Genomic DNA, 23,991 nt, shown 5'->3' with positions numbered 1-23,991 from the left:
ACCTTTCAGGCTTATTGTTCAGCCAGCAGCTTCTTGAACAGATCCTCGTCGTAGGGCGAATAGATGTAGCCGTCAGCCGGAAAATCGGCCGCCCGGGCGAGGTACTGATCGATGTTGGAATTGTCGATCACCGGCAGCGGGATCTTGACGAAAGCCGGCACATCCTTGCCCTCCAGCGCCTGGACGGCGGTGTAGGTGGCAAAGGCGCCGAGCCAGTTCGGCTGCATGGTCGCCCAGCTCTTGAGGCCCTTTTCCTTCCAGAGCTCGAGGAACTGACGGGCGTTCTCGCCGGTGATCGGCACTTGTTCGCGGCCCTGCTTGTCGAGGGCGAGTACCGCGCCCGCAGACAAGGCACCGCCGAGCGAAAGAATTCCGTCGATCTCGGAATTGGCGAACAGCAGGCTGGTGACGGCTTCCTGTGCAGGCGCGACATTGTAGGGGGTGTTGGTCTCGGCAACGACTGTCACCTCAGGATGGGCCTTGAGCGCCGCGTCAGCGCCTTTGCGCCGATCGTCGCTGACCGAAACGCCGGCCGGGCCGTTGAGGACGAGAATCTTGCCCTTGCCGCCGATGGCGTCGATCAGGAACTTGGCCGCCTGATCGCCCCACTGAGCGGAATCGGTGTTGACCTTGGCTGTGACCTGGTCGGTGTCGACGAGGCTGTCGAAGTTGATGATGGCGATGCCCTTGGCGCAGGCGGCCGCCAGCACACGCGCCGGCGCGGTCGACGAGCCGGCAATCAGGATGATGGCGTCGACGTCGGAATCGATCATCGACTGGATCTGCTGGATCTGGACGTTGGCGTCTCCCTGGGCGTCGGTCACGACAAGCTTGTCGACAAGCCCCTGCTTCTTCAGAGTCTCGATTTCGGCCTCGATCGTGCCCTGTGTCTGCTTCATCCAGGTCGGCACGGAATAAATGTTGGCCCAGCCAATCGTGTACGGCGCCTTGCGGTCGCCCTTGATGCATTTGGCGGCGGCATTTGCCTGCGAAGCGGGGCCGAGGCTCAGCAGGAGACCGAGGCAAAGGGCGCTCGCTGATGCGAAAAACGATGATTTCGTCATGATTGTTCCCTTCTGAGGTTATGCCTGGACGTGCGGGGTCGAGACGAGAAAACCCGCCGGTTGCCGCATCCGGAAACCGCCCGTTTTCTCGTCAGAACTTTCTGCGCCTGGCTCGTTATTGTCTGATATTTCAGACAATGTGTCTGTATATCGGACAAATGGGATGCTAGACTGAGCCTTGACATCTTTCAAGCGCCTTGAGACGAGGGCCGAATTGATTTTTTGGGGACGCGGCCGATATGAGCGATGGCGCCACTGGTCTGATCGAAACGGAAGCCGGCGCCGGGCCGCGTCATGGCGAACGGCGCCGCGGTATCGACCGCGTCATCGTGCTGCTGGAAGCGCTTTTGCGACACCGCGCCCCGATGCGCGTCGGCGACATCGCCAGGATGATCGGCGCACCGCGTTCGACCACCTACGAAATAGTCAACAGCCTGCTCGAAGCCGAAATGCTCGAAAACGTCGGGACGGAAGGCTACGTCTATTTCGGTCGGGCTATGCATCTGTTCGGCTGGGCCTATTCGCATCACAACGCCCACTATCGGCGCATCATAGAGACGCTGGACAGGATGGCCGCGGAGACAGGCGAGACCGTGCAATTGTGCGGCCTGCGCGGGAACAAATACATCGTTCTCGATTGCCGGGATTCTTCCGGCCCATTCCGGATTTCAAGCGATGTCGGGGTCGAGGTGCCGATCCCGTGGACGGCGTCCGGGCGGCTCCTGCTCGCCCATATGAGCGAGGAAGAGGTGAAGGACTTCATCCCGCCTGGCGACTACAAGCTTCCCGACGGCCGCGTCATTGCGCCGGCCGAATTCTTCAGCGATGTCGCTCTGGCCCGCCAGCAAGGTTTCAGCGAGACCGCCGCCCTCGCCGACCGCTTCACGTGGTGCATGGCCGCGCCCATCCGCGATGGCCACGGCGCCATCAACAAGACCCTTTGCTTCGTATTGCCGGTCGACACACCGGAAGCGCGGCGCAGCGAATTGCTTGCCCTGCTGTGCGAACGCGCCCGCGCATTGTCGTTGGCGGGAAGCTGATGCATGTCGCGCAAAAGCATGCCCCCGGGGCGCGGACCGGGGGTGTTCAGCGGTTTTGCGATAATGACATGCATAAAACAACAACCTAAGCGCGTCGCGTGAGGTCGGTCGAACGCGACGCGCTTTAGGGATTAAGAATCGGCCCTGATGCCTTCGCCAAGGGAGCGCGGGAAAATGGCCGGGCTCGAATACGGCCCGGGTCTCAATCCTCGTCTTGAGATCGGCATAGTGCCGGCGCGCCACGTCGGGACGCGAGCGCAGGCGACGCGCAACGCCGCGCCATAGCCGCTTTCCAGCCATCAACGCCCGTCTTGACAATAAATTTTGTCAATACGGAAATGAGTATGGTTGAGCTTTGGTGGGCGGCCGCATCGGCTCGGGGTGGCGTCGTACCGCACCTGACCCCGACCCCGCGACGCCAAACCTGAAAGGAGTCCCGCATGCCAATCAAGAAAGGCGAAACCGGAAAGCGTTGGGTCGAGATGGAGTTCATCACGCCCGGCACACCCGAGCAGGTGTGGCGGGCAATTGCGACGGGTCCCGGCAACACTGCCTGGTTCACAAAAACCACGATCGACGCGCCTGCTCCCGGCATCGCCCTGATCGGAACCTATGATACCGATGGCAGCGCAAACCCCAGCATGGCACTGTATCTTTACGGCGACGACGCCGAGCAGCGCGCCGCGGAGGGCGAGCCTAAGTGGCGGAACTGGTTTGGCGAAACCTTCAAGCACCCGGGCTGACGGATGTGCCTGGATCGGCCGGCCAGAAGGTCGGCCGCCTGGGCAGCGCCCATATCATGGCGCATATACATAGGAGAGTGTGATGAAGGTCGCCAAGTGGGGCAACAGCCTCGCCATCCGTCTTCCTGCCGTTGTGGTCGAGGCCCTCGAACTCAGAGAAGGCGATGAGATTGAAATCCATGTCGCCGATGTCCGACGACTCGGCGTCGCGCGCAAACCTGCGCGCGAGGAATTGCTGAAGCGGCTTCGCGCCTTCCGCGGCCGCCTTCCCGCCGATTTCAAGTTCGACCGGGATGAGGCGAATGCCCCGATAGCTTCTTCGACCGCGCAATTCGCCTGTCGGAACAGTGCTTTGTGAAAGCGGCGCCCCGATCCCCTGACAGGACGCGTCAGTCGTGGAGTTCTCTCGAGATCGCCGGGCCAACCGAAAAATCGCTGAATGTGACTTCGAAACCTTCACGTTGCGGCGAACAGCACATCATGCCGACATCGGCCATTTTCGAGGGCGGGAAGTAGGCGAGCCGCACCGGCTTCCAGTGGTGGTCGGAAGCATCAAAATATTGAACACGGATTGTCTCGGCATGGCGGGTAAGCCGGATCCTGACGCCGTCCGGACCGGCCGGGATGCTGACCAGTGACCAGTCGGAGGCATCATTGGTGACGACGACGGAAAAATAGGCGAGCCCGTCGGTGAACTCGATGCCGGCCTTGACCCAATGCGTCTCGCTCAGCCGGACCATCAAACCGGCCTGGTCGTAGAGCACCTTGTAGTCCCCCTTGACAGTGACCTCGGCGCTGAAATCGCCCTCGACCCGCCGGTAGAGGAAATGGCCATTGTCACGCCAGAAGCCATAAAAAGTCTCGCGCCAGAAATCAGTCTCCCTGCCGGTCCGCACCTGCACGGAGCTGTCACCGAAAGCATGATGCGGTGGCGGGTTGAGCCAGGTCAGTTCTGCAGACTGAGATGTCATCGACTTGCTCGTCTCGCCGGTTCGTGTTGCGTCATCCGCCGCTCATGCGACGAAGCGGATTTGTCTCTGGTACGCGGCTTCAGCCGTTTCATTTCGGCGCTTGGTAAAGCTCGGACGCGGCCTCCCTCAGGGCGCGCCGGCTCTCCGGCCTGAAATACATCATGTGGCCGCCTTCCAGAAGCTCGACGCGGATGGGCTTTGCGCCAGGAAGCGAAGGAACCTGGCCGACAAGGTAGCGTGACGCCAGATAGGGTGTCACCAGGTCGGTGTAGCCGTTGACGATCAAAACGCCGAGGCCGGAATTTAATACGCGCGCCTGCTGAAGCTCGTCCATCACGCCGACATAGCCCTGACGCGTCGGGCTCGTCCCATAATCCCAACTGCCGCTGATTTCACGGTTGAGGAGCCGATAGCTTAGATCGGTGCGAAATTTCAGTTCCTCACGCACATAGCTGACAAAGGCGGAAGTAAGCGCCGGCACGCTTCGGTCGAGCACCGGATCGGGACCCCTGGGCCTTGGGCTTTCCGGAGCGATGTCTGCGGTTTCGATCGTGCCGTCATAGACGCTGAGAACATTGCCCCTTGCCCGCGCAAACTCCTTGGCGAAGAGCGCGGTGGGAATGCGCGCAAAGTTTCGTTTGACGAGTTCGAGCGGCAGGCCGGTGATTTCGGCAACGCGCGGGCTCGCCAGACGCCCGCCCTGTTCGAGCCCGCTGGCAAGCGCGACGAGATAGTCGCCGAGCGCATAGCGTTCGACATCGGCCAACCGCTCCTGCAGTTCGGAACCGGTGACGCTTTCGCTGCGCAGGCGCACCGCCGCCAGCGACGGCAGCTCAAGCGCCCAGTGAAGCGGCTGGAACTCGTCGGGCCGCACGAGCGTGAATTCGAGCGCCGGCGAGATGAGCACGATGCCGCGAGGGCTGATGCCGATGTCATCCTGGAGCGTCTTGGCGAGCAGTGCCGCCCGAAACCCGCCATAGCTTTCGCCGGCAAGAAACACCGGCGACGCTGTGCGGCCCGCCTGTGCCAGATAGAGCCGGATGAATGCGCCCATCGCGGCGGCGTCCTGGTTGACGCCCCAGAAGCTGCGTGCTTCGGTGCCGGGTGCTTCGCGGCTGTAACCGGTGCCGACGGGGTCGACAAAGACCAGGTCGGTCATGTCGAGCCAGGTGTTCGAGTTGTCCAAAAGCCGCTGCGGCGGTGGGAGAAAACTTCCATCGGCCGCTGTCGCCATCACGCGTGGACCGAGCGCGCCAAGGTGCAGATAGGCGGAAGCTGCTCCGGGACCACCGTTGAATACGAAAGTGATCGGGCGCCGGGGATCAGGTTCCCGGCTTGGCTCGGGACGCAGCGTGTAGGCGACATGAAAGATTTCCGCGGTGACGTCGCCCTTGCCGGATAGCAATGACAGAGTGCCGGCCTTTGCCTGATAGTTGAGCGTGCGTCCCGCGATCACGATCGAATGATCTGAGATCTGCGGAGGCGGAAGCAGCGACAGAACGCCACCCGAAGGCGACGGCCGCTCGGCCACTTGCGCATGGCCGGCTGAAGGGCCGCCAGCCAGCAGCAGCATAGCGAGGGTGATTTCTAGCAGCTTGGCACGCATGGCGACTCCGCAGCGGAAACGACTGGAAGCTACCACGCTGATGGCTCAGCCGAAATCACAGGATCGTGCAGGCCCCTCGCTGCTGGAAGAAGACCGATGGCTTTCAACGCACGAATTTCGCCGAGACCAGCTTGCGCCACAACCCCATATGTGAAAATACTATTCACAAAAGAAGATTGACGGGAGGATCGATCATGCAGTTCACTGGTCCGCGGCGCGTTCGGACGAATGATCCGTGCCTCCATTGGATGCTGCCATGACTTGTTTCGCGCCGACGGTTGGCGTGGCGTCGACGCACCCCGCCAACATGCCGAAGGACCATGCCGATCTCCCTGTCTGGAACGCGGAGAACTGGTTCTATGAAGACTGGCCGGTCGGCCAGAAAATCCGCTCGCTGCGCAGGACTATGGCCGAGGGCGACAGCCACCTTTTCAACGCGCTGGTGCTCGATATCCACCCTTACGTGCAGGACCAGATGTTCGCCGAAACGGAAGGCATTTTCGGTAAGCGCCTGGTCGCCGGCGCGTTCGTATTCTCGGCAGGGCTCGGCCTCGTTGCCACCAATTGCGTCAACGCGTTTTCCTATGGCTACGACAAATTGCGCTTCATCAAGCCGGTGTTCATCGGCGACACGATCTATTCGATCCGCTCCAACCTCGACAAGAAACCGAAATACAAGGAGATGGGGCTGATCCGCGCCAGCTACGAAGTCTTCAAGGGTGAAGGAGAGCTTGTGCTTTATTGCGAGCACCTGCAGACGGTAAAGTACCGCAATCCGGCCGACTTAGCCGGCAAGACGGAGAAATAGGCAATGACCGCCATTGCCGAATTGCCCCTGACCGGACTCGTCGTCGTCGACATGAGCCAGTTCCTGTCCGGGCCCTACTGCTCGCTGCGGCTGCTCGACCTCGGCGCCCGCGTCATCAAGATCGAGCGCCCGGACGGCGGTGACCTGTCGCGCCGGCTTTATCTCAGCGACACCGAGATCGGCGGCGACTCTACAATCTTTCACGCCATCAATCGCGCCAAGGAAAGCTTTGCCATCGACCTCAAGGACGAGGCCGACCTTGCGGCGCTGCGCGGCCTGCTGGCCAAGGCCGACATGCTGATCCAGAATTTCCGCCCAGGCGTCATCGAGCGCCTGGGTCTCGACTACGAGGCGGTGCGCAAGATCAATCCGCGCCTAATCTATGCCTCGATCAGCGGCTATGGTGAGGAAGGCCCGTGGGTCAAGCGGCCCGGGCAGGATCTGCTGGCGCAAGCGCGTTCCGGCGTGATGTGGCTGAACGGCGACGAGGACCAGGGGCCGGTGCCCTTCGGCCTGGCGATTGCCGACATGCTGGCGGGCTCCGCCGCCGCGCAAGGCATCCTCGCCGCACTGGTGCGGCGCGGCCTGACCGGCACGGGCAGCCATGTCGAGACCAGCCTGCTCGAAGCGCTGGTCGACTTACAGTTCGAGGTGCTGACCACGCATCTCAATGACGGACGCCGCCTGCCGCGGCGATCGGCCTTCCGCAGCGCCCATGCCTATCTGTCGGCGCCTTACGGCGTCTATCCGGCCAAGGACGGCTATCTGGCGATCGCCATGTCGCCGATCCCGAAGCTGGCCGACCTCCTGGCGCTCGAGGAGCTAGCGCCCTTTCGCGATCAGCCGTCGACCTGGTTCACCGCCCGCGACGAGATCAAGGCGATCATCGCGCGAAAAATCGCGACGAAGACGGTCGACGAATGGCTTGCCATCCTCGAGCCTGCCGATATCTGGTGCGCCAAGGTGCTGACCTGGCCGGAAATGATGGCCAGCGAAGGCTTCCAGGTGCTCGACATGCTGCAGACGGTGACGCGGGAGGATGACGTCTCGATCCTCACCACGCGCTCGCCGCTCAGGGTCGATGGCGTCCGCGCCAAGGTCGACCGGGCTGCGCCACGCATCGGCGAGCACAGCGCAAAGATCCGCAAGGAGTTCGGATTGTGAGCGACGTGATGCTCAAAGGCATGACCTGGAGCCATCCGCGCGGCTACGATCCGATGGTCGCCTGTTCGGCGCTGTGGAAGCAGCGCACCGGCGTCACCATTGAATGGGATAAGCGCTCGCTGCAGGATTTCGAATCCTTTCCGGTCGAAGAACTGGCCCGTGCCTACGATCTGATCGTCATCGATCATCCGCATGTCGGCCAGATCACCGCCGAGAACTGTTTGGTGCCGCTCGACGTCGCGGGCCGCGAAGCGGAACGCGCGGCGCTGGCGGCGGGCAGCGTCGGCCGGTCCTATCCGAGCTACAACTGGCAGGGCCGGCAGTGGGCGTTTCCGATCGACACGGCAAGCCAGGTGCAGGCGTGGCGGCCGGACATGCTTTCCGCCGCCCGGACGAACTGGTCCGGCGTGCTCGACCTGGCGCGGCAAGGTCGCGTGCTGTTGCCGCTCAGGCCGCCGCATTCGCTGATGGTGTTCTACACGCTTGCCGGCAATTTCGGCCGACCAGCCGCCGAAGAGCCTGACGACCACGTAGACCCTGACGACCACGTAGACCCTGACGACCACGTAGACCCTGACATGGGCAGCCGTGTTTTCGAGATGATGCGCGAGATCGCGGCTCTCATCGATCCGGCCTGCCTCGGCATGGACCCGATCGACATCCTGGAGCAAATGGCCAGGTCCGGCTCACGGATCGCCTGCGCGCCGCTAATCTATGGCTATGTCTCCTATGCCATCGCCGGCTTTCGGAGCAACCGCCTTGCCTTCGCGGACATTCCGGCTGAGGGCAATGCCGGTCCGGTCGGCTCGGCGCTCGGCGGAACCGGCCTTGCCGTGTCGGCCTTTTCGAACGCGAAGCAGGCGGCCATCGACTTTGCCTACTGGATCGCCAGCGGCGAGGTGCAGCGCGGCCCCTATGCGTCGGCCGGCGGCCAGCCCGGCCATGCCGCAGCTTGGGACGATGCAGTCGTCAACGCAGCCACCGGTAATTTCTACATGGACACCCGCGCCACGCTCGAGGGTGCCTGGGTCAGGCCACGCCATGATGGCTACATGACATTCCAGCAAGCCGCGTCCGATCGCATCAATCTCGGCCTGACCGAGAAGCACGATGCCGGCCGCGTCGTTGCCGATCTCAATCGTCTGTTTGTGGAGAGTTTCCCAGCACCCGGCGCTGCCGGTGGAGGATCCTGAAACAGCTTAAATGGAGGAGAACATGAATAGTCTGATCCGCGGCAATCCACGCTGCGGATCGGCCTCGGCTTCCGGCAGTCGACGGTGCAGGCGGCGCTTGGCCTGGTCATCGTGCTGCTGGTTTCGCTCCACGGCCGCGAGCGGCACGTGTCGGCGACGATCTGAAGCCGCTTACAAACGCCAAAGCCGCTTCGCATTGGCGGAGAGCAGCTTTTGCCGTTCATTGGTGCTGGTGCCGGCAAGCAGCGCGTGCGTTGCCGCAATCCAGGTCGCAAGCCCGCCGCCAAGCGTGCAGACCGGCCAGTCGCTGCCCCACACGACGCGGTCCCAGCCAAAGCATTGGATGGTGTGCTCGACATAGGAACGCAGCGTTTCGACAGTCCACGATCCAGCGTCCGCATAGGCGACCACGCCGGAAATTTTGCCGACGACGTTCGGGCGCCGCGCAATCTCCGCCATATGCTCGCGCCAGGGATGCTCACCGCCGCCCTTGATGTCGGGCACGCCGCAATGGTCGAGCACGAACTGCACGTCCGGCGCGAGGTCGGCAAGCGCAATCGCCTTGGGGATCTGATGCGGAAGGACGACGAGGTCGAAGGTCAGTTTGGTGCCGGCAAGCCGCTTGATGTTTTCGCGAAACAGCGCGCCTTCCGAAAGCTCGTCCGGCACGACGTGGAGCACACGTCGAAAACCCTTGACGAAAGGATCGGCGCGCTGGCGCTCGAGATAGGCGACAAAGCCCGGCTCTTCCGGACGGCAGGAGGCGATCGCCCCGCGCAGCAAACTGTCCTTCTGATGTGACAGCGCTTTCACATGGCTGGTTTCGGCCTCGATGTCAGCCGGATCGACATCGACCTCCATGTGCAACGCGCCCTCTATCCCGGCGCGGCGAGCCTGGACTGCATATTCGTCGTAGGAAAAATCGCGGTTGAGCGCCGGCACGCCGGAAAGCCAGGGGTAGCGCAGCGCCGACTGGTCGATCAGGTGCAGATGGGTATCGAAGATCATGGCGGCGCGCTCCTCCTTGGCGACTTCGAGATCATCTCACGGAGAAATTTTTCATTCAAATAAGAATTTATTTCGCCTGCTTGGCCGCGGCTCCCGCCAGCTGCGATAGCTTTTCGGTCGCTGCCAGCAACAGTTCTATCGTCCTCGTAATGTCGGGCGCCTTGGGTGCGTTGATCAGAGTTATGTAGGGGATCGACAGCGCGGCGATCGCCCTGCCGTCCGAGCTAAGCACAGGTGCCGACAGGTTGAATACACCGGCGGTCTGCATCGATGCCATCATTTCATAGCCGCGTTGCCGGATTTGCTCGAGGCGGGCAAAGAAGTCCGGCGATTGAGGCGGCTTGTGGGTGCTGCGCAGATGTTCGGAGATCATCATCTGCCGCTCTTCCAGCGAACGGAACGCCAGCAGCACATGTCCGGAGCCGGTGTCGAACAGGCTGATATGCGAGCCGACGCGTATCGAGATGCCCCAATAGTCCGGCGCCTCCTGCTGCGCGATCACTACCGCGGAACCGCGGTCGAAGACGACAAGCTGGTTTGCCTGCTGCGAGGTTTCGGCAAGCTCGCGCATCAGCGGCGTCGCATAGGAAACCAGCCGGCGCACCGGCGCGTGCAGCTGCGCCAGGCCAAACAGCTTGAGCGTCAGCGAGTAACGGTCGCCGTCCGGCCGCGTGACATAGCCGCGCCGCACTAACCGGTCCAGCATGCGGTAGAACTCGTTGGGGCTGCGGTCGAGCTTCTTGGCGATTTCCGCCTGCGTCAGGCCGCCATCGACGCCGGCCAGCAGTTCGAGAATGTCGAGTCCCTTGTCCAGCGCCGGAGCGCGATAGCGGTCGTCGTCCTCATCCTCTGCCATTGCGCTTCTCCAGTGAATTTCTCTTTTCATATACGCATAAGGGCATTGCCCAAAACAACTTTCGGCTTGACGGCCCTATAAATGTTTTGTTTGTATATGAATGAAGCTGCCGATCAAACCTCGCTATGGATCGACGCAGGCTCTTTGGGAGGATACCAATGACGAAACTGTTTTGCGGCCTGACGGCCGGCGTGGCGCTGCTTGCACTTGGCACAAGCGCTGCCCTTGCTGCCGACCTGCCCGGCAAATTCGACGGCGTCACCATCGACGCCAAGCTGATCGGCGGCCAGCAATATGAAGGGCTCTACGCGCGCATCGGTGAATGGGAAAAGCAGACTGGTGCCAAGGTCAACGTGATCTCGAAGAAGAACCACTTCGAGCTCGACAAGGAAATCAAGTCGGACATCGCGTCCGGCAGCATCAACTGGTGCGTCGGCTCGAACCATTCGTCCTTCGCGCCGCAATATCCTGACATCTACAATGATCTCAACGCGCTGCTGCCCAAGGAGGAGATCGGCGCCTTCGTGCCGTCGACGATCAAGGCCTCGACGCTCGACGGAAAGCTGGTGATGCTGCCGCGTGCGCAGTTCGACGTCTCGGCGCTCTATTACCAGAAAAGCCTTTACCAGGACGAAAACAAGAAGGCCGCTTACGAGGCCAAACACGGCAAGGAACTGGTGCCGCCCGACACCTGGGACGAAGTTGCCCAGCAGGCCGAATTCTTCGCCAGCCCGCCGGACTTTTACGGCACCCAGTTCGCCGGCAAGGAAGAGGCGATCAACGGCCGCTTCTACGAGATGCTCATCGCCGAGGGCGGCGAGTATCTCGACAAGGACGGCAAGCCCGCCTTCAACTCGGAGGCCGGCGTGCAGGCGCTCGACTGGTTCGTCAATCTCTACAAGGCCAAGGCTGTGCCGGCAGGCACCACCAACTATCTCTGGGACGATCTCGGCCAGGGCTTTGCCTCGGGCACCGTCGCCATCAACCTCGACTGGCCGGGCTGGGCAGGGTTTTTCAATGATCCGCAGTCCTCGAAAGTCGCCGGCAACGTCGGGGTGAAGGTGGCGCCGAAGGGCTCGGCCGGCATTCGCACCGGCTGGTCGGGGCACCATGGATTTTCGGTCACCGAAAACTGCGCCAGCAAGGAAGCTGCGGCGTCCCTGATCTGGTTCCTGACCAACGAGGACAGCCAGAAGCTCGAAGCAGCGAGTGGACCGCTGCCGACCCGCACCGCGGTGTGGGACTGGGACATCCAGCAAGCGGCCGGCGATCCTTACAAGACGGAAGTGCTGGCGGCTTTCCAGGAACAGGCAAAGCACGCATTCGCCGTACCGCAGACGCCTGAGTGGATCGAAATCTCCAACGCCGTCTATCCCGAGTTGCAGGCGGCCATCCTCGGCGACAAGACCTCCAAGCAGGCGCTGGACGACGCTGCCGCCAAGGCCACCCAGATCCTCGAAGACGCCGGTAAACTTTGACATCTTCCCACGGCGGCGCTGCTCTTATCGAAGAGCGGCGCCTCCGATTTTTTGAACCATGCGCAATACGCTTTGTCTGATCACCGTTCGCCGATCGCGGCATCCGGCATCAGGGCACCAACCAGAACCGGATCGACATGAAAGGCTGGAGACCCTCGCCGCCATTGCTGCTCCTGCTTCCGGTGGTCGTCGTGCTGGCGGCGGTGGTGGTCTTGCCGCTGCTTCTTTCGCTCTACTCCAGCTTCACGCCGTTCCGGCTGACCAAGCCGGAGACACTCTGGGTCTTCATCGGCGCGCGCAACTACGTCAACATCCTGACCAACGGGGATTTCTGGATCGCCTTCGCCCGCACCGTGGTGCTGCTGACGGTCGCGCTCAATCTGGAAATGCTGATCGGGCTGGGGCTGGCGCTGCTGGTGGAGAAGGCCTCGCGCGGACAGCGGGTCCTGCGCACCATCATGATGTTCCCGATGATGTTTTCGCCGATCCTCGTCGGGTTCCAGTTCAAATTCATGTTCAACGACAATATCGGCCTGGTGAACAACGCATTGCAGGCGCTCGGCCTGACCGACCGCGCCATTCCGTGGCTGATCGACGGCAATCTGGCCTTCATCGCCATCCTCACCGCCGAGATCTGGTCGTCGACTTCCGTGTTCGCGATCCTGATCCTTGCCGGGTTGCTGGCGATGCCGCGCGAGCCGGTCGAGGCGGCCCGCGTCGACGGCTGCACGCCGTGGCAGACATTTCGCTATGTCACCTGGCCGTTCATCATGCCGTTTGCTTTCATTGCCATGACCATCCGCTCGCTCGACGTGGCGCGCGCCTATGACATCGTCAAGATCATGACCGATGGCGGTCCCGCCGGCCGCACCGAACTCGTCTGGACGCTCGTCGCCCGCACCGCCTACAGCGACGCCAGGATGGGGATGGCCAACGCCATGGCCTATTTCTCGATCCTGCTGTCGATCCTGTTCACTGTCTATTTCTACCGCAAGCTCGCCGCGGCGCGCACGCAGATCGCGGCGGAGTGGTGAGGATGGACCAGAACTGCCTGCATCGCGTCCGCAACAAGGCGCTCGGCATCGCTCACGGCGTCGGATTGTTCCTGGCCATGCTGGTCATCTGCCTGCCCGGCATCTGGATCGTCTTGTCGTCGCTGCGGCCGACCGTCGAGATCATGGCCAAGCCGCCGGTATGGATCCCGCAGCAGCTTTCGCTCGACGCCTACGTCGCCATGTTCAGCGGCGTCGGCAAGGGCGGCATCCCGGTGCTCGATTATTTCCGCAATTCGCTGATCATCTCGGTGACCTCGACGGTGATCGCCATCGCCATCGGCATGGCCGGCGGCTATGCCTTTGCCCGCTATCGCTTCCGTGCCAAGTCGGCCATGTTCCTTGGCCTGATGCTGACGCGCACAGTGCCCGGCATTGCACTGTCGCTGCCGCTGTTCTTCGTCTTTGCGCGGCTCGGCATCATCGACACGCATTTTGGGCTGATCCTCGTCTATGTCGCGCTCAACGTGCCCTTCACCATCTGGCTGATCGACGGCTTTTTCCGGCAGGTGCCGAAAGACCTCGCCGAGGCGGCGCAGATCGACGGCTGCACGCGCTGGCAGGCCTTCTGGCAGGTCGAGTTTCCGCTTGCCGGGCCTGGTATCGCCTCGGCCGGCATCTTTGCCTTCCTCACGTCGTGGAACGAGTTTGCGCTGGCCTCGCAGCTGACGCGCTCGATCAACTCCAAGACGCTGCCGGTGGGCCTGCTCGATTATACGGCCGAGTTCACCATCGACTGGCGCGGCATGTGCGCGCTGGCGGTGGTCATGATAATCCCGGCGCTCACGCTTACCTTCATCGTCCAGAAACACCTCGTCGGCGGCCTCACCTCCGGCGCGGTTAAAGGCTGACATGGCAACCGTATCCCTCAAGAAACTCACCAAAAGCTATGGCCCAGTGGCGGTCGTGCACGGCATCGACCTCGAGGTCGCCGATCGCGAGTTCATCGCGCTGGTCGGGCCGTCCGGCTGCGGCAAGTCGACAACCCTGCGCATGATCGCCGGCCTCGAGGCGATCAGCGACGGGGTCATCGAGATCGGCGGCCGCATGGTCAACGACCTGCCGCCGCGCTCGCGCAACATCTCGATGGTGTTCCAGTCCTATGCACTCTACCCGCATATGACCGTGCGCGAGAACCTCGGCTTCTCGCTGAAGATCGCTGGGGCCGCGAAAGAGGAGATGGATCGCCGCGTCGCCGAGGCATCGGGCATTCTCGACCTCGACCAGTTGCTCGACCGCCGGCCGTCACAGCTGTCGGGCGGACAGCGCCAGCGCGTCGCCATGGGCCGCGCCATCGTCCGCGATCCCGACGTCTTCCTGTTCGACGAGCCGCTTTCCAATCTCGATGCGAAGCTTCGGACGCAGATGCGCACCGAGATCAAGAAGCTGCACGCCAAGGTCCAGTCGACGGTGATCTACGTCACGCACGACCAGGTTGAGGCGATGACGCTGGCCGACCGCATCGTCATCATGCGCGACGGTTTCATCGAGCAGGTCGGCACGCCCGACGAGGTCTTCCGCCGGCCGCAGACGCGCTTCGTGGCGGGCTTTATCGGCTCGCCGCCGATGAACCTGCACGAGGCAGCCGTCGACGACGGACAATTGCTGTTCGCCAGCGGCGAGAGATTGCCTCTACCCAGCCAGTTCAAGGCCAATGTCGGAACCGGCGACAAGGTCGTGTTCGGCCTCAGGCCCGACGACATTTATCCGACGGGACACGGCATCAGCTCCGGCGAGGACGTTGACGTCCATCAGCTGGAATTGCCGGTGACCGTCACCGAGCCGCTCGGCAACGAGACGCTGGTGTTCGCCGAATTCAACGGCAGCGACTGGGTATCGCGCATGCTGAACCCGAAGCCGCTAAGGCCAGGCGACCGGCTTAAGATGAGTCTGGACCTCTCGCAGGCCCATCTGTTTTCTGCTGAAACGGGCAAGACATTGCGAGGTTAACGTCATGGCAAAGATCGAGAAAGTCGAACTGCGCATGGTCGACCTGGTGCCGAAGGTCAAGCGCACCGATGCGATCCAGAGTTTTGTCAGCCAGGAAACGCCGATCGTTACCATCACCGACGCCGACGGCGCAGTCGGCACCGGCTACAGCTACACGATCGGCACCGGCGGCTCCTCGGTGATGCGGCTCCTGGCCGATCACCTTGCACCGCGGCTGATCGGCCGTGACGCCGACACGATTGAGGCGATCTGGCACGAGCTCGAATTTGCCACCCACGCCACGACGATCGGCGCTATCACGGCAATCGCGCTCGCTGCCATCGATACGGCGCTGTGGGATCTCAGGGCGAAGAAGCAAAACCTGCCGCTGTGGAAGCTGGCCGGCGGCGCCAAGGACCGTTGTCCGCTCTACACGACCGAAGGCGGCTGGCTTCATATCGAGACCGAGGCGCTGGTCGACGATGCGCTGGCCGCCAAAGCCAAGGGTTTTCGCGGTTCGAAGGTCAAGATCGGCAAGCCGCGCGGCTCCGAGGATCTTGCCCGGCTGACCGCGGTGCGCCAGGCGGTCGGCTCATCCTACGAGATCATGACCGACTGCAATCAGGGCTTTTCGGTCGACGAGGCGATCCGCCGGGCGGAGCGGCTGCGCGACCTCGACCTCGCCTGGATCGAGGAACCGCTGCCGGCCGACGACATAGACGGCCATGTACGGCTGTCGAATGCGACGTCGACGCCGATCGCCATTGGCGAGTCGCTCTACTCGATCCGCCATTTCCGCGAATATATGCAAAAAGGCGGCTGCTCGATCGTGCAGGTCGATGTCGGCCGCATCGGCGGCATCACACCGTGGCTGAAGGTTGCGCATGCGGCCGAGGCGTTCGACATCCCGGTCTGCCCACATTTCCTGATGGAACTGCATGTCAGCCTGACCTGCGCCATTCAGAACGGCCGATATGTCGAGTATATTCCCCAGCTTGACGAGCTGACCGCCAAGAAAATGCGCATCAAGAATGGGCACGCATTGGCGCCGGACGAGCCCGGCATCGGCATCGACTGGGACTGGGACGCCGTCAAGGCGAAGAGCATCGCGGAATTCACGACCGATATAAAAAAATAGGAGCCGGACATGCAGCGGATGGGAATGGTGCTCGGCCTCAAGCCGGAAAAGGTCACTGAATATGTGCGGCTTCACGCTGCCGTCTGGCCTGAAGTGCTTGCCATGATTTCCGCCTGCAACATCAAAAATTATTCGATCTACCTCAAGGAGCCGGAGCACCTCTTGTTCAGCGCCTTCGAATATCACGGCACCGACTATGCCGCCGACATGGCGAAGATGGCCGCCGATCCCAAGACGCAGGAATGGTGGGCGCTGTGCATGCCTTGCCAGGAGCCGCTGCCGACCCGCAAGGAGGGCGAGTGGTGGGCATCGATGGACGAAGTCTTCCATCATGACTGATGGCGTTTTCGACCCAGCCTCGCTCTCCCAGGCATGGGCGCAGCCGTCCAAGCCGAGACCGATCGTGATTTTCGGCGCCGGCTCGATCGTCGGCGATGCGCATTTCCCGGCCTATGCGAAAGCCGGCTTCCCGGTCGCCGGGCTTTTCGATCCCGATCAGGGCAAGGCTGAAAAACTCGCGGCCAAATGGGGCGTCGCCGCTTACCGGTCGACCGAGGAGGCTGCGTCAATCGACGGCGTCATCTTCGACCTGGCGACGCCGCCGGCTCATCATGCCGGCGTGCTCAGGGCCTTGCCTGACGGCGCCGTAGCGCTGATCCAGAAGCCGATGGGCAGTGATCTGACCGAGGCGAGCGAGATCCTCGAAATCTGCCGCTCCAAAAACCTGAAGGCGGCGGTGAATTTCCAGCTCCGCTTCGCGCCGATGATGCTGGCGCTGAAGGATGCGATCGCCGGGGACTGGCTGGGCGAGGTGGTCGATTTCGACGCGTGGCTGGCGCTGGCGACGCCCTGGCAGCTGTGGGAGTTCCTGCTCAAGGCGCCGCGCGTCGAGATTGCCATGCATTCGATCCATTATCTCGACCTGATCCGGCAATTGCTCGGCGATCCCCTGGGCGTTCACGCAAAGACGCTCGGTCATCCCGGCCATAAGGTTGCGCAAACGCGCACCAGCGCGATCCTCGACTATCGCGATACAGTTCGCTGTGCGCTGTCGATCAATCACGATCATAAATTTGGCCGAAAACACCAGGTCTGCGAGTTCCGCATCTGCGGCACCGAGGGCGCCGCCTATCTCAAACTCGGGCTCAATCTCGACTATCCGCGCGGCGAGCCTGATATTCTTGAAATCTATCCGAAGGGCGGCTCCGACTGGACTACGGTGCCGCTCGTCGGCAAATGGTTTCCGGACGCCTTTGTCGGCCGCATGGCTAATGTCCAGCGCTATGCATCGGGCGAGGACGCCGAACTTGTCAGTTCCGTCGAGGACGCCTGGAACACCATGGCACTGGTCGAGGCCGCCTACCAATCGAGCGCGGCGCCGGCAACACCGATCGCGGCGAGGCCCTGACATGGAGCAGACTGTCTATTTCGAGGATTACCAGATCGGCGCGTCGCGCATGACCAGCGGGCGCACCATCACCGAGACCGACTTCGTCGTGCATGCCGGACATACCGGGGATTTCTTCCCTCACCACATGGACGCCGAGTTCATGAAGACGACGCCGTTCGGACAGCGCATCGCCCATGGCACGCTGGTGTTTTCGGTCGGCGTCGGGCTGACGGCAAGCGTCATCAACCCGGTCGCCTTCTCCTATGGCTATGACAGGTTGCGCTTCATCAAGCCGGTGTTCATCGGCGATACGATCAAGACCCGCACCACCATCTCAGCCAAGGAAGACGACCCGAAGCGGCCGGAGTCGGGTCGCGTCATCGAGCGCTGCGAGGTGATCAACCAGCATGGCAATGTGGTCCTGGTGGCTGACCATATCTACATCGTCGAGCGCCGCGACAAGCCGAAGCGCTTAGGGCTCCAGCGATCCGGTCCGCCGCATTGATGGCCGCTCCCGGCGGACGGTTCGTCAAAGGGGAAAGTGCGCCCGCGAGGGCCGCTTCGGTTACTTGCTCGTGGAGCCTCGCCTGGGTCGGCGGATGGCTCTCACCTTGCCGCTGTTTCCACCGCCGCAAAAAAATTGGTCGCCACCATCGGACTCGAGCCCTGACACGCCTGTTCCAGGCGGCATATCGAGCTTCTCCAGAACCTTTCCGGTTTCAGGATCTATCCGCCTGACGTCGCTCTCGTCACCTTCCCAGGTGCCGTGCCAGAGTTCGCCGTCGATCCAGGTGACCCCTGTGACGATACGGTTGGAATCGATTGTGCGAAGAACTGCCCCTGTCTGCGGATCGATCTGATGGATTTTGCGACCGCGATTCTGCCCCACCCAAAGTGAGCCTTCGGCCCAGGCGAGCCCGGAGTCGCCGCCGCCACCTGGCGCCGGAATCGTGGCGAGCACGCGGCCGGTGTTGGGATCGATCTTCTGGATGCGATCTTCGGCGATCTGGAACAGGTGCTGACCGTCGAAGGCCGTTCCTGCGTGCGCGGCGACATCGATCGCGCGCACCACCTTCCCGCTCGCAGGATCCAAGGCGTTCAGCCTGTCTCCTGACGCAAACCATACGTGCTGACCGTCGAACGTAACCCCAGCCACCTGATCGACACCCGGAAAGGGTCCATATTCGCGGAGGACTTCGGCTGCAGATCGTTTCATGCTTCTCCTCCACCTCAGATCTGTTGAATTGTCCCGACACTAATAACCCGACAGTGAGCCGGGGAGTAACAAGATTGTCGGGAATCCCGGCACGGGCGGGGTCATCCAACGGCGCGCTCGCCCGCGGCCGTACGACTGCACCTTGCCTGCCGCCGCAAGCTGCTCGAGCGAGCGCTGCACGGTGCGCGAGCTGGCTCCGAGCGCAATTGCGAGCGCCGAGCTCGACCACGACTCGCCGTCGGCGAGGAAGGCGAGCACCGCTGCATGCGGCTCGTCGACCGGCGGCGCCAGCACCACGACATCGCGTGGGCGGCGCGGCTTAAGCGCAAAGCCTCGCTTGGTCGCGCTCACATCGGCCAGTGACCGCAACTCCACCCGAAGCCGACCGACTTCGACCCGCAACCGTGCTCGATGCGATTCATCGGCGTGCTTGCCGCCGAAGGCGCGGGCGACGAGCGTGGCCCGCGGCACGTCGGCGGGCCAGGCTTCGCCCAGCGCGCGCGCAAGCGCGAACAGGACCGGGCGCGTCGCCAGCGAGACGATGGTGCCGGCGTCCCGCACGACATTGCGGCAAGCGTCGACGACGAGCGCCCCCGACGCCATCAGCGCTTCGACCTCCTCGAGCAGGAGCGGGCGCTCCTCACCACACGCGATCAGCCGCGCCGCGGGCGTGTTCATCACCAGGGATGCATCTTCAACCTCGGCCGTCAGCGCTGGAATGTCCGCCTGGCGGGCGGCGTGCTCGGCCCGCGCGAGCGCAGCCCGCGCCGCCTTGGTGCGGAGGCGGCGTATCGCGAGCCCCGCAGTCACCAGCTCGTGGGCGGCCCTCGACGCGGGCGGGAGCGTTGTCGGGTCGAACCCGGCGAGCCTGCTCTCGGCCTCATCAAGGCGTCCGATCAGGAGCAGGCGGCGAGCTTCGAGATTGCGCGCATGCGCGGCATTGACGTGGTCGCCGTGCTTTTCAAGCGTCGACCGCGCGGCGTCGAGTGCCTTCGCCGGCCAGCCGAGGTCGCGCGAGACGAGTGCGATCTCGGCTTCGGCGACGACGCACCTCGCGCGGGCCACAGCCTCTTTTGGACCGAAGGCGCGCGCAGCACTTTTGAGAAGAGCCTTTGCGCGAACGAGATCGCCGAGCTGCGCCATCGCGATGCCGCGCAGCGCAAGCGCAGGCGCATCGTCACGCAGGGCGACCCGCTTCAAAGCGCCAAGGGGATCACCCGTTGCGAGGGCGCGCGCCGCAGCGGTGATCAGCGAATCCAATCGGAATCCCGTCACACTTGTAACTCTCACCATTCGAAATCCGGTCCTAATCTATCTCAGGACCAACAACTAGCGCGCCGTAAGAAAACGGTGCGAACGAGGCAGGACATAGAGGAGGCAGAGAAGGAGCTCACGCGACAAAGCGACGAGGTGGCGCGGCGGCGGCAGGAACTGCCTTGGGTTCGGTTCGACAAGGATTACCGATTCGAGACCGACGAAGGCAGCGCTTCACTGGCAGACCTTTTCAGGGACGCTCGCAACTTCTCGTCTACCACTTCATGTTCGGGCCCGATTATACGGCGGGCTGTCCGGCCTGCTCAGCGATCGCGGATGGATTCGACGGCTTCGTCGTCCACCTGGCCAATCACGACGTCATGCTTTCGGCGGTATCGCGGGCACCGCTCTCGAAGCTGCAGGCGTACAAGCGGCGGATGGGATGGACGTTCCCCTGGGCCTCCTCACACGGCAGCGACTTCAATTTCGACTTCGACGTTTCGTTCACCGAGGAGCAGCAGCGCGAGCAAGGCATCGAATACAACTATGTCCGCGAGGCGCCTCTCGCCGAGATACCCTCGCGTACGACTGCCGACGGCTCCGTGACCTTCGCTGCAATGAGCGGAACAGACATGGCCACGTACACGCGCGAGAGGCCAGGCATGAGCGCATTCGTGCTAGACAACGGCGTCGTCTACCACGCCTATTCCACCTATGCGCGCGGACTGGACGGCCTCTGGGGCATGTATCAGTGGCTCGACCGCGCGCCCCAAGGGCGTAACGAGACGGGCGTCTGGTGGCGCCGCCACGACGAGTACGGCCAGGGCTGACGTTCGATGACACTGCACTCCAACCACACGCAGAAGATGCCGCCCGCAGGCAGCAAATCTGCCGATTTCCCAAGCGACAATGTCGCCGCCCGCGGCGCGGCCGACTGGCTATCCCTGGCAGCCGCGCCAACCTTCGCAATGATGGCGCTGCTGACGGCCGTCACCGGTGATGCGGACATGATCTGCTCGGCGGCGCAAGATGCGTCGCCGCTGAGCGGAATGGCGATGATGTACTTGCTGATGAGCGCCTTCCATTCGGCGCCTTGGCTGAAGCTGGTCGCCGGCCGACGAAGCGCTGCCCGCCGGTCGTGATCCGGCGTTCGCCAGATCAAACATAAACTACAGCGTTTCGCCGGACGTACTGACCTCGCCTGCATGACGCATCATGCGGCGAAAACTCATCGAGATATGAGCTCGCCTTATGTGCCCGATGGACTCCCAGTCGCCGATCTCGGCGGCGGCAAGCACCTCTTCCATTTCGCGGCGGAACGCAGTGAACTCTTCGACAAGGCCCAACTGCGGCATCATCTTCAGGACGACGCGCGCGACCTGAAAATACAGGCGCTCGCTGATCTCGCGCAGCGGCTGGTTGCCGGTCATCGCGGTGAGCTCGTAGAAAAAATCCATGTTGAGGCGCAGGAAAGCGCGCTGGTCGGGATTGAGCACATCGGAATCGCAGCGCGCGATGAGTGCCCTTATCCGGTCGAGGTCGTCCGCCGTGCGCGGGATCGGCGAAAGCTTGCCGACGAGGAGCGCCAGCTCCAGGCGCAAGTGATAGACCTGCTGCAATTCCTCGATGTCGACATCGGTGACGATCGTGCCGACGCCATGGACGGATTGAACCAGACCCTCGGATTCGAGGCGCGCCAGGACACGGCGAACCGGCGTGCGGCTGATCTGGAATTCCTGGGCAAGCTCTTTCTCGGAGAGATGGCTACCCGGCGCGTAGTCGAGCAGGCAGATGCGGTCGCGCAATATCCGGTAAATACGCTCGAACCGCTCCCGCGCCGAAAGCGGGCGCGGCGCGGCGGTCGCGACCAGCGGCGTGGCATCTGTCTCAAGCGTCATCCAGCCTCCAGGACAGCGTGCAGGAACTGCCGCGTCCGCTCGTTCTTGGGGGCGCCGAACAACTCGCTTGGCGGCCCCTGCTCGCAGATCTTGCCGGCATGGAAAAAGCAGACGCGATCGGAGAATTCCTTGGCAAATCCCATCTGGTGGGTGACCATCAACATGGTGAGGTCATGTTCCCTGCCGAGCTTTCGGATGACTTCAAGCACTTCGCCGACGAGTTCGGGATCGAGTGCCGAGGTCACCTCGTCGAACAGCATGATCTTGGGCCGCATGGCGCAAGCGCGCGCGATGGCGACACGCTGCTGCTGGCCGCCGGAAAGCTGCGAGGGATAGTGGTCCTTTTTCTCCGACAAGCCGACCATGTCGAGCAGTTCGGCCGCACGCGCCTCGGCATCGGCCCGCTTCATGCCGAGCACGGTTATCGGTGCCTCGATGCAGTTCTGCATCGCCGTCATGTGCGGGAACAGGTTGAACGACTGGAATACCATGCCGATCTTGGCGCGGATCTTGCGGATGTGCGCGAGATCGGCGGGAACAAGCTTGCCGTTCCTCTCCATGTGGGTGAGCGGCTCGCCTTCGACCCAGATGACGCCGTCATTGATCGTCTCCAGCGTCATCAGCATGCGCAGCACCGTGGTCTTGCCGGAGCCTGAGGGGCCGATGATGGAAACCTTTTCGCCGCGTGCTATGTCCAGATTGAGCCCGTCGAGAACTGTCAGCGCTCCGTAGCGTTTCGAAACATTGTCGAAGCGGACCATCGGTTGTTCCGTCATCGCATGGTCCTCCGGTTGAGCAAGCCTTCGAGGGAGCGAATGAGCGCGGCCGAAACCAGGCTCATGGCAAGGAAGAACAGGCCGACCAGCGTCATCGGCTCCGTGTAGCGGAAGGTTTCGGAGCCGATGATCTTGGCCGTCTGCATCAGCTCCAGCACGGCGATTGCGGAAAGCAATGGCGTCTCCTTGAACAAGGCAACCAGATAGTTGCCGAGCGCCGGAACGATCGGCGGGATCGCCTGCGGAATGATGATGTCGCGGAACGTCGTCCAGGCTGACAGATTGAGCGCGACCGAGGCTTCCCACTGGCCGCGATGGATGTTGTCGAAACCGGCGCGATAGACCTCGGAACAATAGGCTGCGTAGTGGATGCCGATGGCAAGCACCCCGGCGGTGAAGGCGTCGAGCACGACGCCAAATTTCGGAAAGACGAAATAGAGAAAGAATATCTGGATCAGCAGCGGGGTCGACCGGATCAATTCGACCAGCACCGAAATCGTCCAGCCGGTCCACGGCACGGCGATGCGGGCGACCGCCAGCACCAGGCCAAGCGAGGCGGCAAGCGCAAAGCCGATCAGCGTCGCCTCGATGGAAACGATGGCAGCGCTGGCGAGCACCGGCAGGATTTCAAAAGCAAATGCCCAGTCCCAGATCATGCTGCCTTCCCCCGCGCCAGTCCGAGCGAAGCCCGCCTTTCGAGAAGCCGCATGCCGATGGTCACAACCAGCGACATTGCCAAGTACATCAGCAGGACGAGGGTGAAGATCGGAATGGTCTTGAACGTGTTCTGGTTCATTTGCTGCGCCTTGAAGGCGAGGTCCGAGAGCGTGATCAGCGAGACCAGCGCTGTCGATTTCAAAAGCTCGATGAACAAATTGCCCCAAGGCGGGATCATGGCGACGAAAGCCTGCGGCAGGATGATCCGGCGCAACATCTGGGGGCGGCTCATGTTCAGTGCGGTAGACGCCTCCCACTGTCCGCGGGCGACGGACTGGATCGCACCGCGCACGACTTCCGACCCGTAAGCACCAACGTTCAGGCCGAGCGCCAGGACAGCAACCAGAAATGCGTCAAGCATGACACCGAATTGCGGCAGCACGAAAAACAGCCAAAACAATTGCACCAGCGCCGACGTGCCGCGGAAGATCTCGACATAGACCGTGGCCAGCCATCTGAGCGGCGCCGGGCCATACATCCTTGCCAGCGCCGCCAGCACGCCCATAACAATTGCCAGCAGGCTGCCGAGGACAGCGATCTCGATCGTCAGGACCGCGCCTTGCAGCAGCCCCGGCATAAACACTTTGTAAGATTCCTGTGTTGCCAAGGCACCGATCACGACAAGCGCGACGGCCAGCATGGCAACGAGCGTACGGATTCCCATGCGGATTCCCCCAGGAAAAAGGGGCG

The 23,991-nt window shown here is 62.6% G+C and carries 26 protein-coding genes and 1 pseudogene; 16 read left to right on the top strand and 11 right to left on the bottom strand.

Going from position 1 to position 23,991, the window contains the following annotated elements:
* Positions 1 to 11: 11 nt before the first annotated feature.
* Positions 12 to 1,064 carry a substrate-binding domain-containing protein gene (locus tag NMG70_RS15105; RefSeq protein WP_254025275.1) on the bottom strand — a complete coding sequence of 351 codons (1,053 nt, stop codon included), beginning with the start codon at positions 1,062 to 1,064 and terminating at the stop codon, positions 12 to 14.
* Positions 1,065 to 1,303: 239 nt separating this feature from the next.
* On the opposite strand from NMG70_RS15105, the gene NMG70_RS15100 reads away from it, so the two are divergent.
* The 3 genes from NMG70_RS15100 to NMG70_RS15090 all read left to right on the top strand — a co-directional run bounded on the left by NMG70_RS15100 (position 1,304) and on the right by NMG70_RS15090 (position 3,205).
* Positions 1,304 to 2,104, top strand: coding sequence for an IclR family transcriptional regulator (locus NMG70_RS15100; RefSeq protein ID WP_254025274.1), 801 nt, complete (start codon positions 1,304 to 1,306; stop codon positions 2,102 to 2,104).
* Between the two features lie 440 nt (positions 2,105 to 2,544).
* Positions 2,545 to 2,847 carry a hypothetical protein gene (locus NMG70_RS15095; protein ID WP_254025273.1) on the top strand — a complete coding sequence of 101 codons (303 nt, stop codon included), beginning with the start codon at positions 2,545 to 2,547 and terminating at the stop codon, positions 2,845 to 2,847.
* A gap of 82 nt (positions 2,848 to 2,929) precedes the next feature.
* Positions 2,930 to 3,205 carry an AbrB/MazE/SpoVT family DNA-binding domain-containing protein gene (locus NMG70_RS15090; protein ID WP_254025272.1) on the top strand — a complete coding sequence of 92 codons (276 nt, stop codon included), beginning with the start codon at positions 2,930 to 2,932 and terminating at the stop codon, positions 3,203 to 3,205.
* Between the two features lie 31 nt (positions 3,206 to 3,236).
* Here the strand turns inward: NMG70_RS15090 and NMG70_RS15085 are convergent, their stop codons facing one another.
* On the bottom strand, positions 3,237 to 3,818 hold the full coding sequence (locus NMG70_RS15085) for a DUF1349 domain-containing protein (protein WP_254025271.1): 582 nt from the start codon (positions 3,816 to 3,818) through the stop codon (positions 3,237 to 3,239).
* Positions 3,819 to 3,906: 88 nt separating this feature from the next.
* Positions 3,907 to 5,424 carry a S10 family peptidase gene (locus tag NMG70_RS15080; protein WP_254025270.1) on the bottom strand — a complete coding sequence of 506 codons (1,518 nt, stop codon included), beginning with the start codon at positions 5,422 to 5,424 and terminating at the stop codon, positions 3,907 to 3,909.
* A gap of 256 nt (positions 5,425 to 5,680) precedes the next feature.
* Between NMG70_RS15080 and NMG70_RS15075 the strand changes: the two genes are divergently transcribed.
* The 3 genes from NMG70_RS15075 to NMG70_RS15065 are packed head-to-tail and all read left to right on the top strand — an operon-like array spanning position 5,681 to position 8,589.
* The gene (locus NMG70_RS15075; protein WP_254025269.1) at positions 5,681 to 6,232 is read left to right on the top strand and encodes a MaoC family dehydratase; all 552 of its coding nucleotides are present in this window, start codon (positions 5,681 to 5,683) and stop codon (positions 6,230 to 6,232) included.
* 3 nt (positions 6,233 to 6,235) lie between these two features.
* On the top strand, positions 6,236 to 7,396 hold the full coding sequence (locus NMG70_RS15070; RefSeq protein ID WP_254025268.1) for a CaiB/BaiF CoA transferase family protein: 1,161 nt from the start codon (positions 6,236 to 6,238) through the stop codon (positions 7,394 to 7,396).
* A complete protein-coding gene (locus NMG70_RS15065; protein WP_254025267.1) occupies positions 7,393 to 8,589 on the top strand; it encodes an ABC transporter substrate-binding protein in 1,197 nt (398 codons plus the stop codon). Before NMG70_RS15070 ends, NMG70_RS15065 begins: the two co-directional genes overlap by 4 nt.
* 171 nt (positions 8,590 to 8,760) lie before the next feature.
* Here the strand turns inward: NMG70_RS15065 and NMG70_RS15060 are convergent, their stop codons facing one another.
* Together NMG70_RS15060 and NMG70_RS15055 are read right to left on the bottom strand one after the other, a co-directional pair.
* Complete coding sequence (locus tag NMG70_RS15060; protein ID WP_254025266.1) at positions 8,761 to 9,597, bottom strand: amidohydrolase family protein; 837 nt, start codon at positions 9,595 to 9,597, stop codon at positions 8,761 to 8,763.
* 67 nt (positions 9,598 to 9,664) lie between these two features.
* Positions 9,665 to 10,453 (bottom strand): IclR family transcriptional regulator, encoded by a 789-nt coding sequence (locus tag NMG70_RS15055; RefSeq protein WP_254025265.1) that lies wholly within the window; start codon positions 10,451 to 10,453, stop codon positions 9,665 to 9,667.
* Positions 10,454 to 10,611: 158 nt separating this feature from the next.
* Here NMG70_RS15055 and NMG70_RS15050 point away from each other — a divergent pair, with 158 nt between their 5' ends.
* The 8 genes from NMG70_RS15050 to NMG70_RS15015 all read left to right on the top strand — a co-directional run bounded on the left by NMG70_RS15050 (position 10,612) and on the right by NMG70_RS15015 (position 17,945).
* Positions 10,612 to 11,931, top strand: coding sequence for a type 2 periplasmic-binding domain-containing protein (locus NMG70_RS15050; protein ID WP_254025264.1), 1,320 nt, complete (start codon positions 10,612 to 10,614; stop codon positions 11,929 to 11,931).
* A 137-nt stretch (positions 11,932 to 12,068) separates the two neighbouring features.
* Positions 12,069 to 12,965 carry a carbohydrate ABC transporter permease gene (locus NMG70_RS15045; protein ID WP_254025263.1) on the top strand — a complete coding sequence of 299 codons (897 nt, stop codon included), beginning with the start codon at positions 12,069 to 12,071 and terminating at the stop codon, positions 12,963 to 12,965.
* A 2-nt stretch (positions 12,966 to 12,967) separates the two neighbouring features.
* Positions 12,968 to 13,834, top strand: a complete 867-nt coding sequence (locus NMG70_RS15040; protein WP_254025262.1) for a carbohydrate ABC transporter permease — start codon at positions 12,968 to 12,970, stop codon at positions 13,832 to 13,834.
* A gap of 1 nt (position 13,835) precedes the next feature.
* Positions 13,836 to 14,933, top strand: coding sequence for an ABC transporter ATP-binding protein (locus tag NMG70_RS15035; RefSeq protein WP_254025261.1), 1,098 nt, complete (start codon positions 13,836 to 13,838; stop codon positions 14,931 to 14,933).
* A gap of 4 nt (positions 14,934 to 14,937) precedes the next feature.
* The gene (locus NMG70_RS15030) at positions 14,938 to 16,050 is read left to right on the top strand and encodes a mandelate racemase/muconate lactonizing enzyme family protein (protein ID WP_254025260.1); all 1,113 of its coding nucleotides are present in this window, start codon (positions 14,938 to 14,940) and stop codon (positions 16,048 to 16,050) included.
* A gap of 9 nt (positions 16,051 to 16,059) precedes the next feature.
* Positions 16,060 to 16,389 (top strand): L-rhamnose mutarotase, encoded by a 330-nt coding sequence (locus tag NMG70_RS15025; RefSeq protein WP_254025259.1) that lies wholly within the window; start codon positions 16,060 to 16,062, stop codon positions 16,387 to 16,389.
* The gene (locus tag NMG70_RS15020; protein WP_254025258.1) at positions 16,382 to 17,458 is read left to right on the top strand and encodes a Gfo/Idh/MocA family protein; all 1,077 of its coding nucleotides are present in this window, start codon (positions 16,382 to 16,384) and stop codon (positions 17,456 to 17,458) included. The genes NMG70_RS15025 and NMG70_RS15020 overlap by 8 nt, the downstream gene beginning before the upstream one ends.
* A gap of 1 nt (position 17,459) precedes the next feature.
* Complete coding sequence (locus tag NMG70_RS15015; RefSeq protein ID WP_254025257.1) at positions 17,460 to 17,945, top strand: MaoC/PaaZ C-terminal domain-containing protein; 486 nt, start codon at positions 17,460 to 17,462, stop codon at positions 17,943 to 17,945.
* Positions 17,946 to 18,005: 60 nt separating this feature from the next.
* Here the strand turns inward: NMG70_RS15015 and NMG70_RS15010 are convergent, their stop codons facing one another.
* Both NMG70_RS15010 and NMG70_RS15005 read right to left on the bottom strand, forming a co-directional pair.
* Positions 18,006 to 18,656 carry a Vgb family protein gene (locus NMG70_RS15010; RefSeq protein ID WP_254025256.1) on the bottom strand — a complete coding sequence of 217 codons (651 nt, stop codon included), beginning with the start codon at positions 18,654 to 18,656 and terminating at the stop codon, positions 18,006 to 18,008.
* Between the two features lie 39 nt (positions 18,657 to 18,695).
* Positions 18,696 to 19,916, bottom strand: a complete 1,221-nt coding sequence (locus tag NMG70_RS15005; RefSeq protein WP_254025255.1) for a helix-turn-helix domain-containing protein — start codon at positions 19,914 to 19,916, stop codon at positions 18,696 to 18,698.
* Positions 19,917 to 20,006: 90 nt separating this feature from the next.
* On the opposite strand from NMG70_RS15005, the pseudogene NMG70_RS15000 reads away from it, so the two are divergent.
* Together NMG70_RS15000 and NMG70_RS14995 are read left to right on the top strand one after the other, a co-directional pair.
* A pseudogene (locus NMG70_RS15000) lies at positions 20,007 to 20,740 on the top strand (DUF899 domain-containing protein).
* A 6-nt stretch (positions 20,741 to 20,746) separates the two neighbouring features.
* Positions 20,747 to 21,052, top strand: coding sequence for a hypothetical protein (locus NMG70_RS14995; protein ID WP_436798394.1), 306 nt, complete (start codon positions 20,747 to 20,749; stop codon positions 21,050 to 21,052).
* 27 nt (positions 21,053 to 21,079) lie between these two features.
* On the opposite strand, the gene NMG70_RS14990 is transcribed toward NMG70_RS14995, so the two are convergent.
* From NMG70_RS14990 to ehuC, 4 genes are read right to left on the bottom strand one after another with little or no spacing between them, the layout of a single operon-like run.
* Positions 21,080 to 21,808 carry a GntR family transcriptional regulator gene (locus tag NMG70_RS14990; protein ID WP_254025254.1) on the bottom strand — a complete coding sequence of 243 codons (729 nt, stop codon included), beginning with the start codon at positions 21,806 to 21,808 and terminating at the stop codon, positions 21,080 to 21,082.
* Positions 21,805 to 22,584 carry an ectoine/hydroxyectoine ABC transporter ATP-binding protein EhuA gene (gene ehuA, locus NMG70_RS14985; protein ID WP_301555157.1) on the bottom strand — a complete coding sequence of 260 codons (780 nt, stop codon included), beginning with the start codon at positions 22,582 to 22,584 and terminating at the stop codon, positions 21,805 to 21,807. Before ehuA ends, NMG70_RS14990 begins: the two co-directional genes overlap by 4 nt.
* The gene (ehuD, locus tag NMG70_RS14980) at positions 22,581 to 23,240 is read right to left on the bottom strand and encodes an ectoine/hydroxyectoine ABC transporter permease subunit EhuD (RefSeq protein WP_254025253.1); all 660 of its coding nucleotides are present in this window, start codon (positions 23,238 to 23,240) and stop codon (positions 22,581 to 22,583) included. The genes ehuA and ehuD overlap by 4 nt, the downstream gene beginning before the upstream one ends.
* Complete coding sequence (gene ehuC / locus NMG70_RS14975; protein WP_254025252.1) at positions 23,237 to 23,965, bottom strand: ectoine/hydroxyectoine ABC transporter permease subunit EhuC; 729 nt, start codon at positions 23,963 to 23,965, stop codon at positions 23,237 to 23,239. The genes ehuD and ehuC overlap by 4 nt, the downstream gene beginning before the upstream one ends.
* Between the last annotated feature and the right edge of the window lie 26 nt (positions 23,966 to 23,991).

This window comes from Mesorhizobium ventifaucium, assembly GCF_935822925.1.
Lineage (GTDB): Bacteria > Pseudomonadota > Alphaproteobacteria > Rhizobiales > Rhizobiaceae > Mesorhizobium > Mesorhizobium ventifaucium.
This window is presented reverse-complemented; position numbering and strand designations above follow the sequence as displayed.

What these genes read in the sequence shown, in the direction of transcription:
- NMG70_RS15045 (WP_254025263.1), top strand. Translation starts at nt 12,069, where the DNA reads ATGAAAGGCTGGAGACCCTCGCCGCCATTGCTGCTCCTGCTTCCGGTG.
- NMG70_RS15055 (WP_254025265.1), bottom strand. Translation starts at nt 10,453, where the DNA reads ATGGCAGAGGATGAGGACGACGACCGCTATCGCGCTCCGGCGCTGGAC.
- NMG70_RS15075 (WP_254025269.1), top strand. Translation starts at nt 5,681, where the DNA reads ATGACTTGTTTCGCGCCGACGGTTGGCGTGGCGTCGACGCACCCCGCC.
- NMG70_RS15020 (WP_254025258.1), top strand. Translation starts at nt 16,382, where the DNA reads ATGACTGATGGCGTTTTCGACCCAGCCTCGCTCTCCCAGGCATGGGCG.
- NMG70_RS15070 (WP_254025268.1), top strand. Translation starts at nt 6,236, where the DNA reads ATGACCGCCATTGCCGAATTGCCCCTGACCGGACTCGTCGTCGTCGAC.
- NMG70_RS15090 (WP_254025272.1), top strand. Translation starts at nt 2,930, where the DNA reads ATGAAGGTCGCCAAGTGGGGCAACAGCCTCGCCATCCGTCTTCCTGCC.
- ehuA (WP_301555157.1), bottom strand. Translation starts at nt 22,584, where the DNA reads ATGACGGAACAACCGATGGTCCGCTTCGACAATGTTTCGAAACGCTAC.
- NMG70_RS15035 (WP_254025261.1), top strand. Translation starts at nt 13,836, where the DNA reads ATGGCAACCGTATCCCTCAAGAAACTCACCAAAAGCTATGGCCCAGTG.
- NMG70_RS15010 (WP_254025256.1), bottom strand. Translation starts at nt 18,656, where the DNA reads ATGAAACGATCTGCAGCCGAAGTCCTCCGCGAATATGGACCCTTTCCG.
- NMG70_RS15105 (WP_254025275.1), bottom strand. Translation starts at nt 1,064, where the DNA reads ATGACGAAATCATCGTTTTTCGCATCAGCGAGCGCCCTTTGCCTCGGT.
- NMG70_RS15040 (WP_254025262.1), top strand. Translation starts at nt 12,968, where the DNA reads ATGGACCAGAACTGCCTGCATCGCGTCCGCAACAAGGCGCTCGGCATC.
- NMG70_RS15060 (WP_254025266.1), bottom strand. Translation starts at nt 9,597, where the DNA reads ATGATCTTCGATACCCATCTGCACCTGATCGACCAGTCGGCGCTGCGC.
- NMG70_RS15095 (WP_254025273.1), top strand. Translation starts at nt 2,545, where the DNA reads ATGCCAATCAAGAAAGGCGAAACCGGAAAGCGTTGGGTCGAGATGGAG.
- NMG70_RS15080 (WP_254025270.1), bottom strand. Translation starts at nt 5,424, where the DNA reads ATGCGTGCCAAGCTGCTAGAAATCACCCTCGCTATGCTGCTGCTGGCT.
- NMG70_RS14990 (WP_254025254.1), bottom strand. Translation starts at nt 21,808, where the DNA reads ATGACGCTTGAGACAGATGCCACGCCGCTGGTCGCGACCGCCGCGCCG.
- NMG70_RS15025 (WP_254025259.1), top strand. Translation starts at nt 16,060, where the DNA reads ATGCAGCGGATGGGAATGGTGCTCGGCCTCAAGCCGGAAAAGGTCACT.
- NMG70_RS14995 (WP_436798394.1), top strand. Translation starts at nt 20,747, where the DNA reads ATGACACTGCACTCCAACCACACGCAGAAGATGCCGCCCGCAGGCAGC.
- ehuD (WP_254025253.1), bottom strand. Translation starts at nt 23,240, where the DNA reads ATGATCTGGGACTGGGCATTTGCTTTTGAAATCCTGCCGGTGCTCGCC.
- NMG70_RS15100 (WP_254025274.1), top strand. Translation starts at nt 1,304, where the DNA reads ATGAGCGATGGCGCCACTGGTCTGATCGAAACGGAAGCCGGCGCCGGG.
- NMG70_RS15015 (WP_254025257.1), top strand. Translation starts at nt 17,460, where the DNA reads ATGGAGCAGACTGTCTATTTCGAGGATTACCAGATCGGCGCGTCGCGC.
- NMG70_RS15085 (WP_254025271.1), bottom strand. Translation starts at nt 3,818, where the DNA reads ATGACATCTCAGTCTGCAGAACTGACCTGGCTCAACCCGCCACCGCAT.
- NMG70_RS15030 (WP_254025260.1), top strand. Translation starts at nt 14,938, where the DNA reads ATGGCAAAGATCGAGAAAGTCGAACTGCGCATGGTCGACCTGGTGCCG.
- ehuC (WP_254025252.1), bottom strand. Translation starts at nt 23,965, where the DNA reads ATGGGAATCCGTACGCTCGTTGCCATGCTGGCCGTCGCGCTTGTCGTG.
- NMG70_RS15050 (WP_254025264.1), top strand. Translation starts at nt 10,612, where the DNA reads ATGACGAAACTGTTTTGCGGCCTGACGGCCGGCGTGGCGCTGCTTGCA.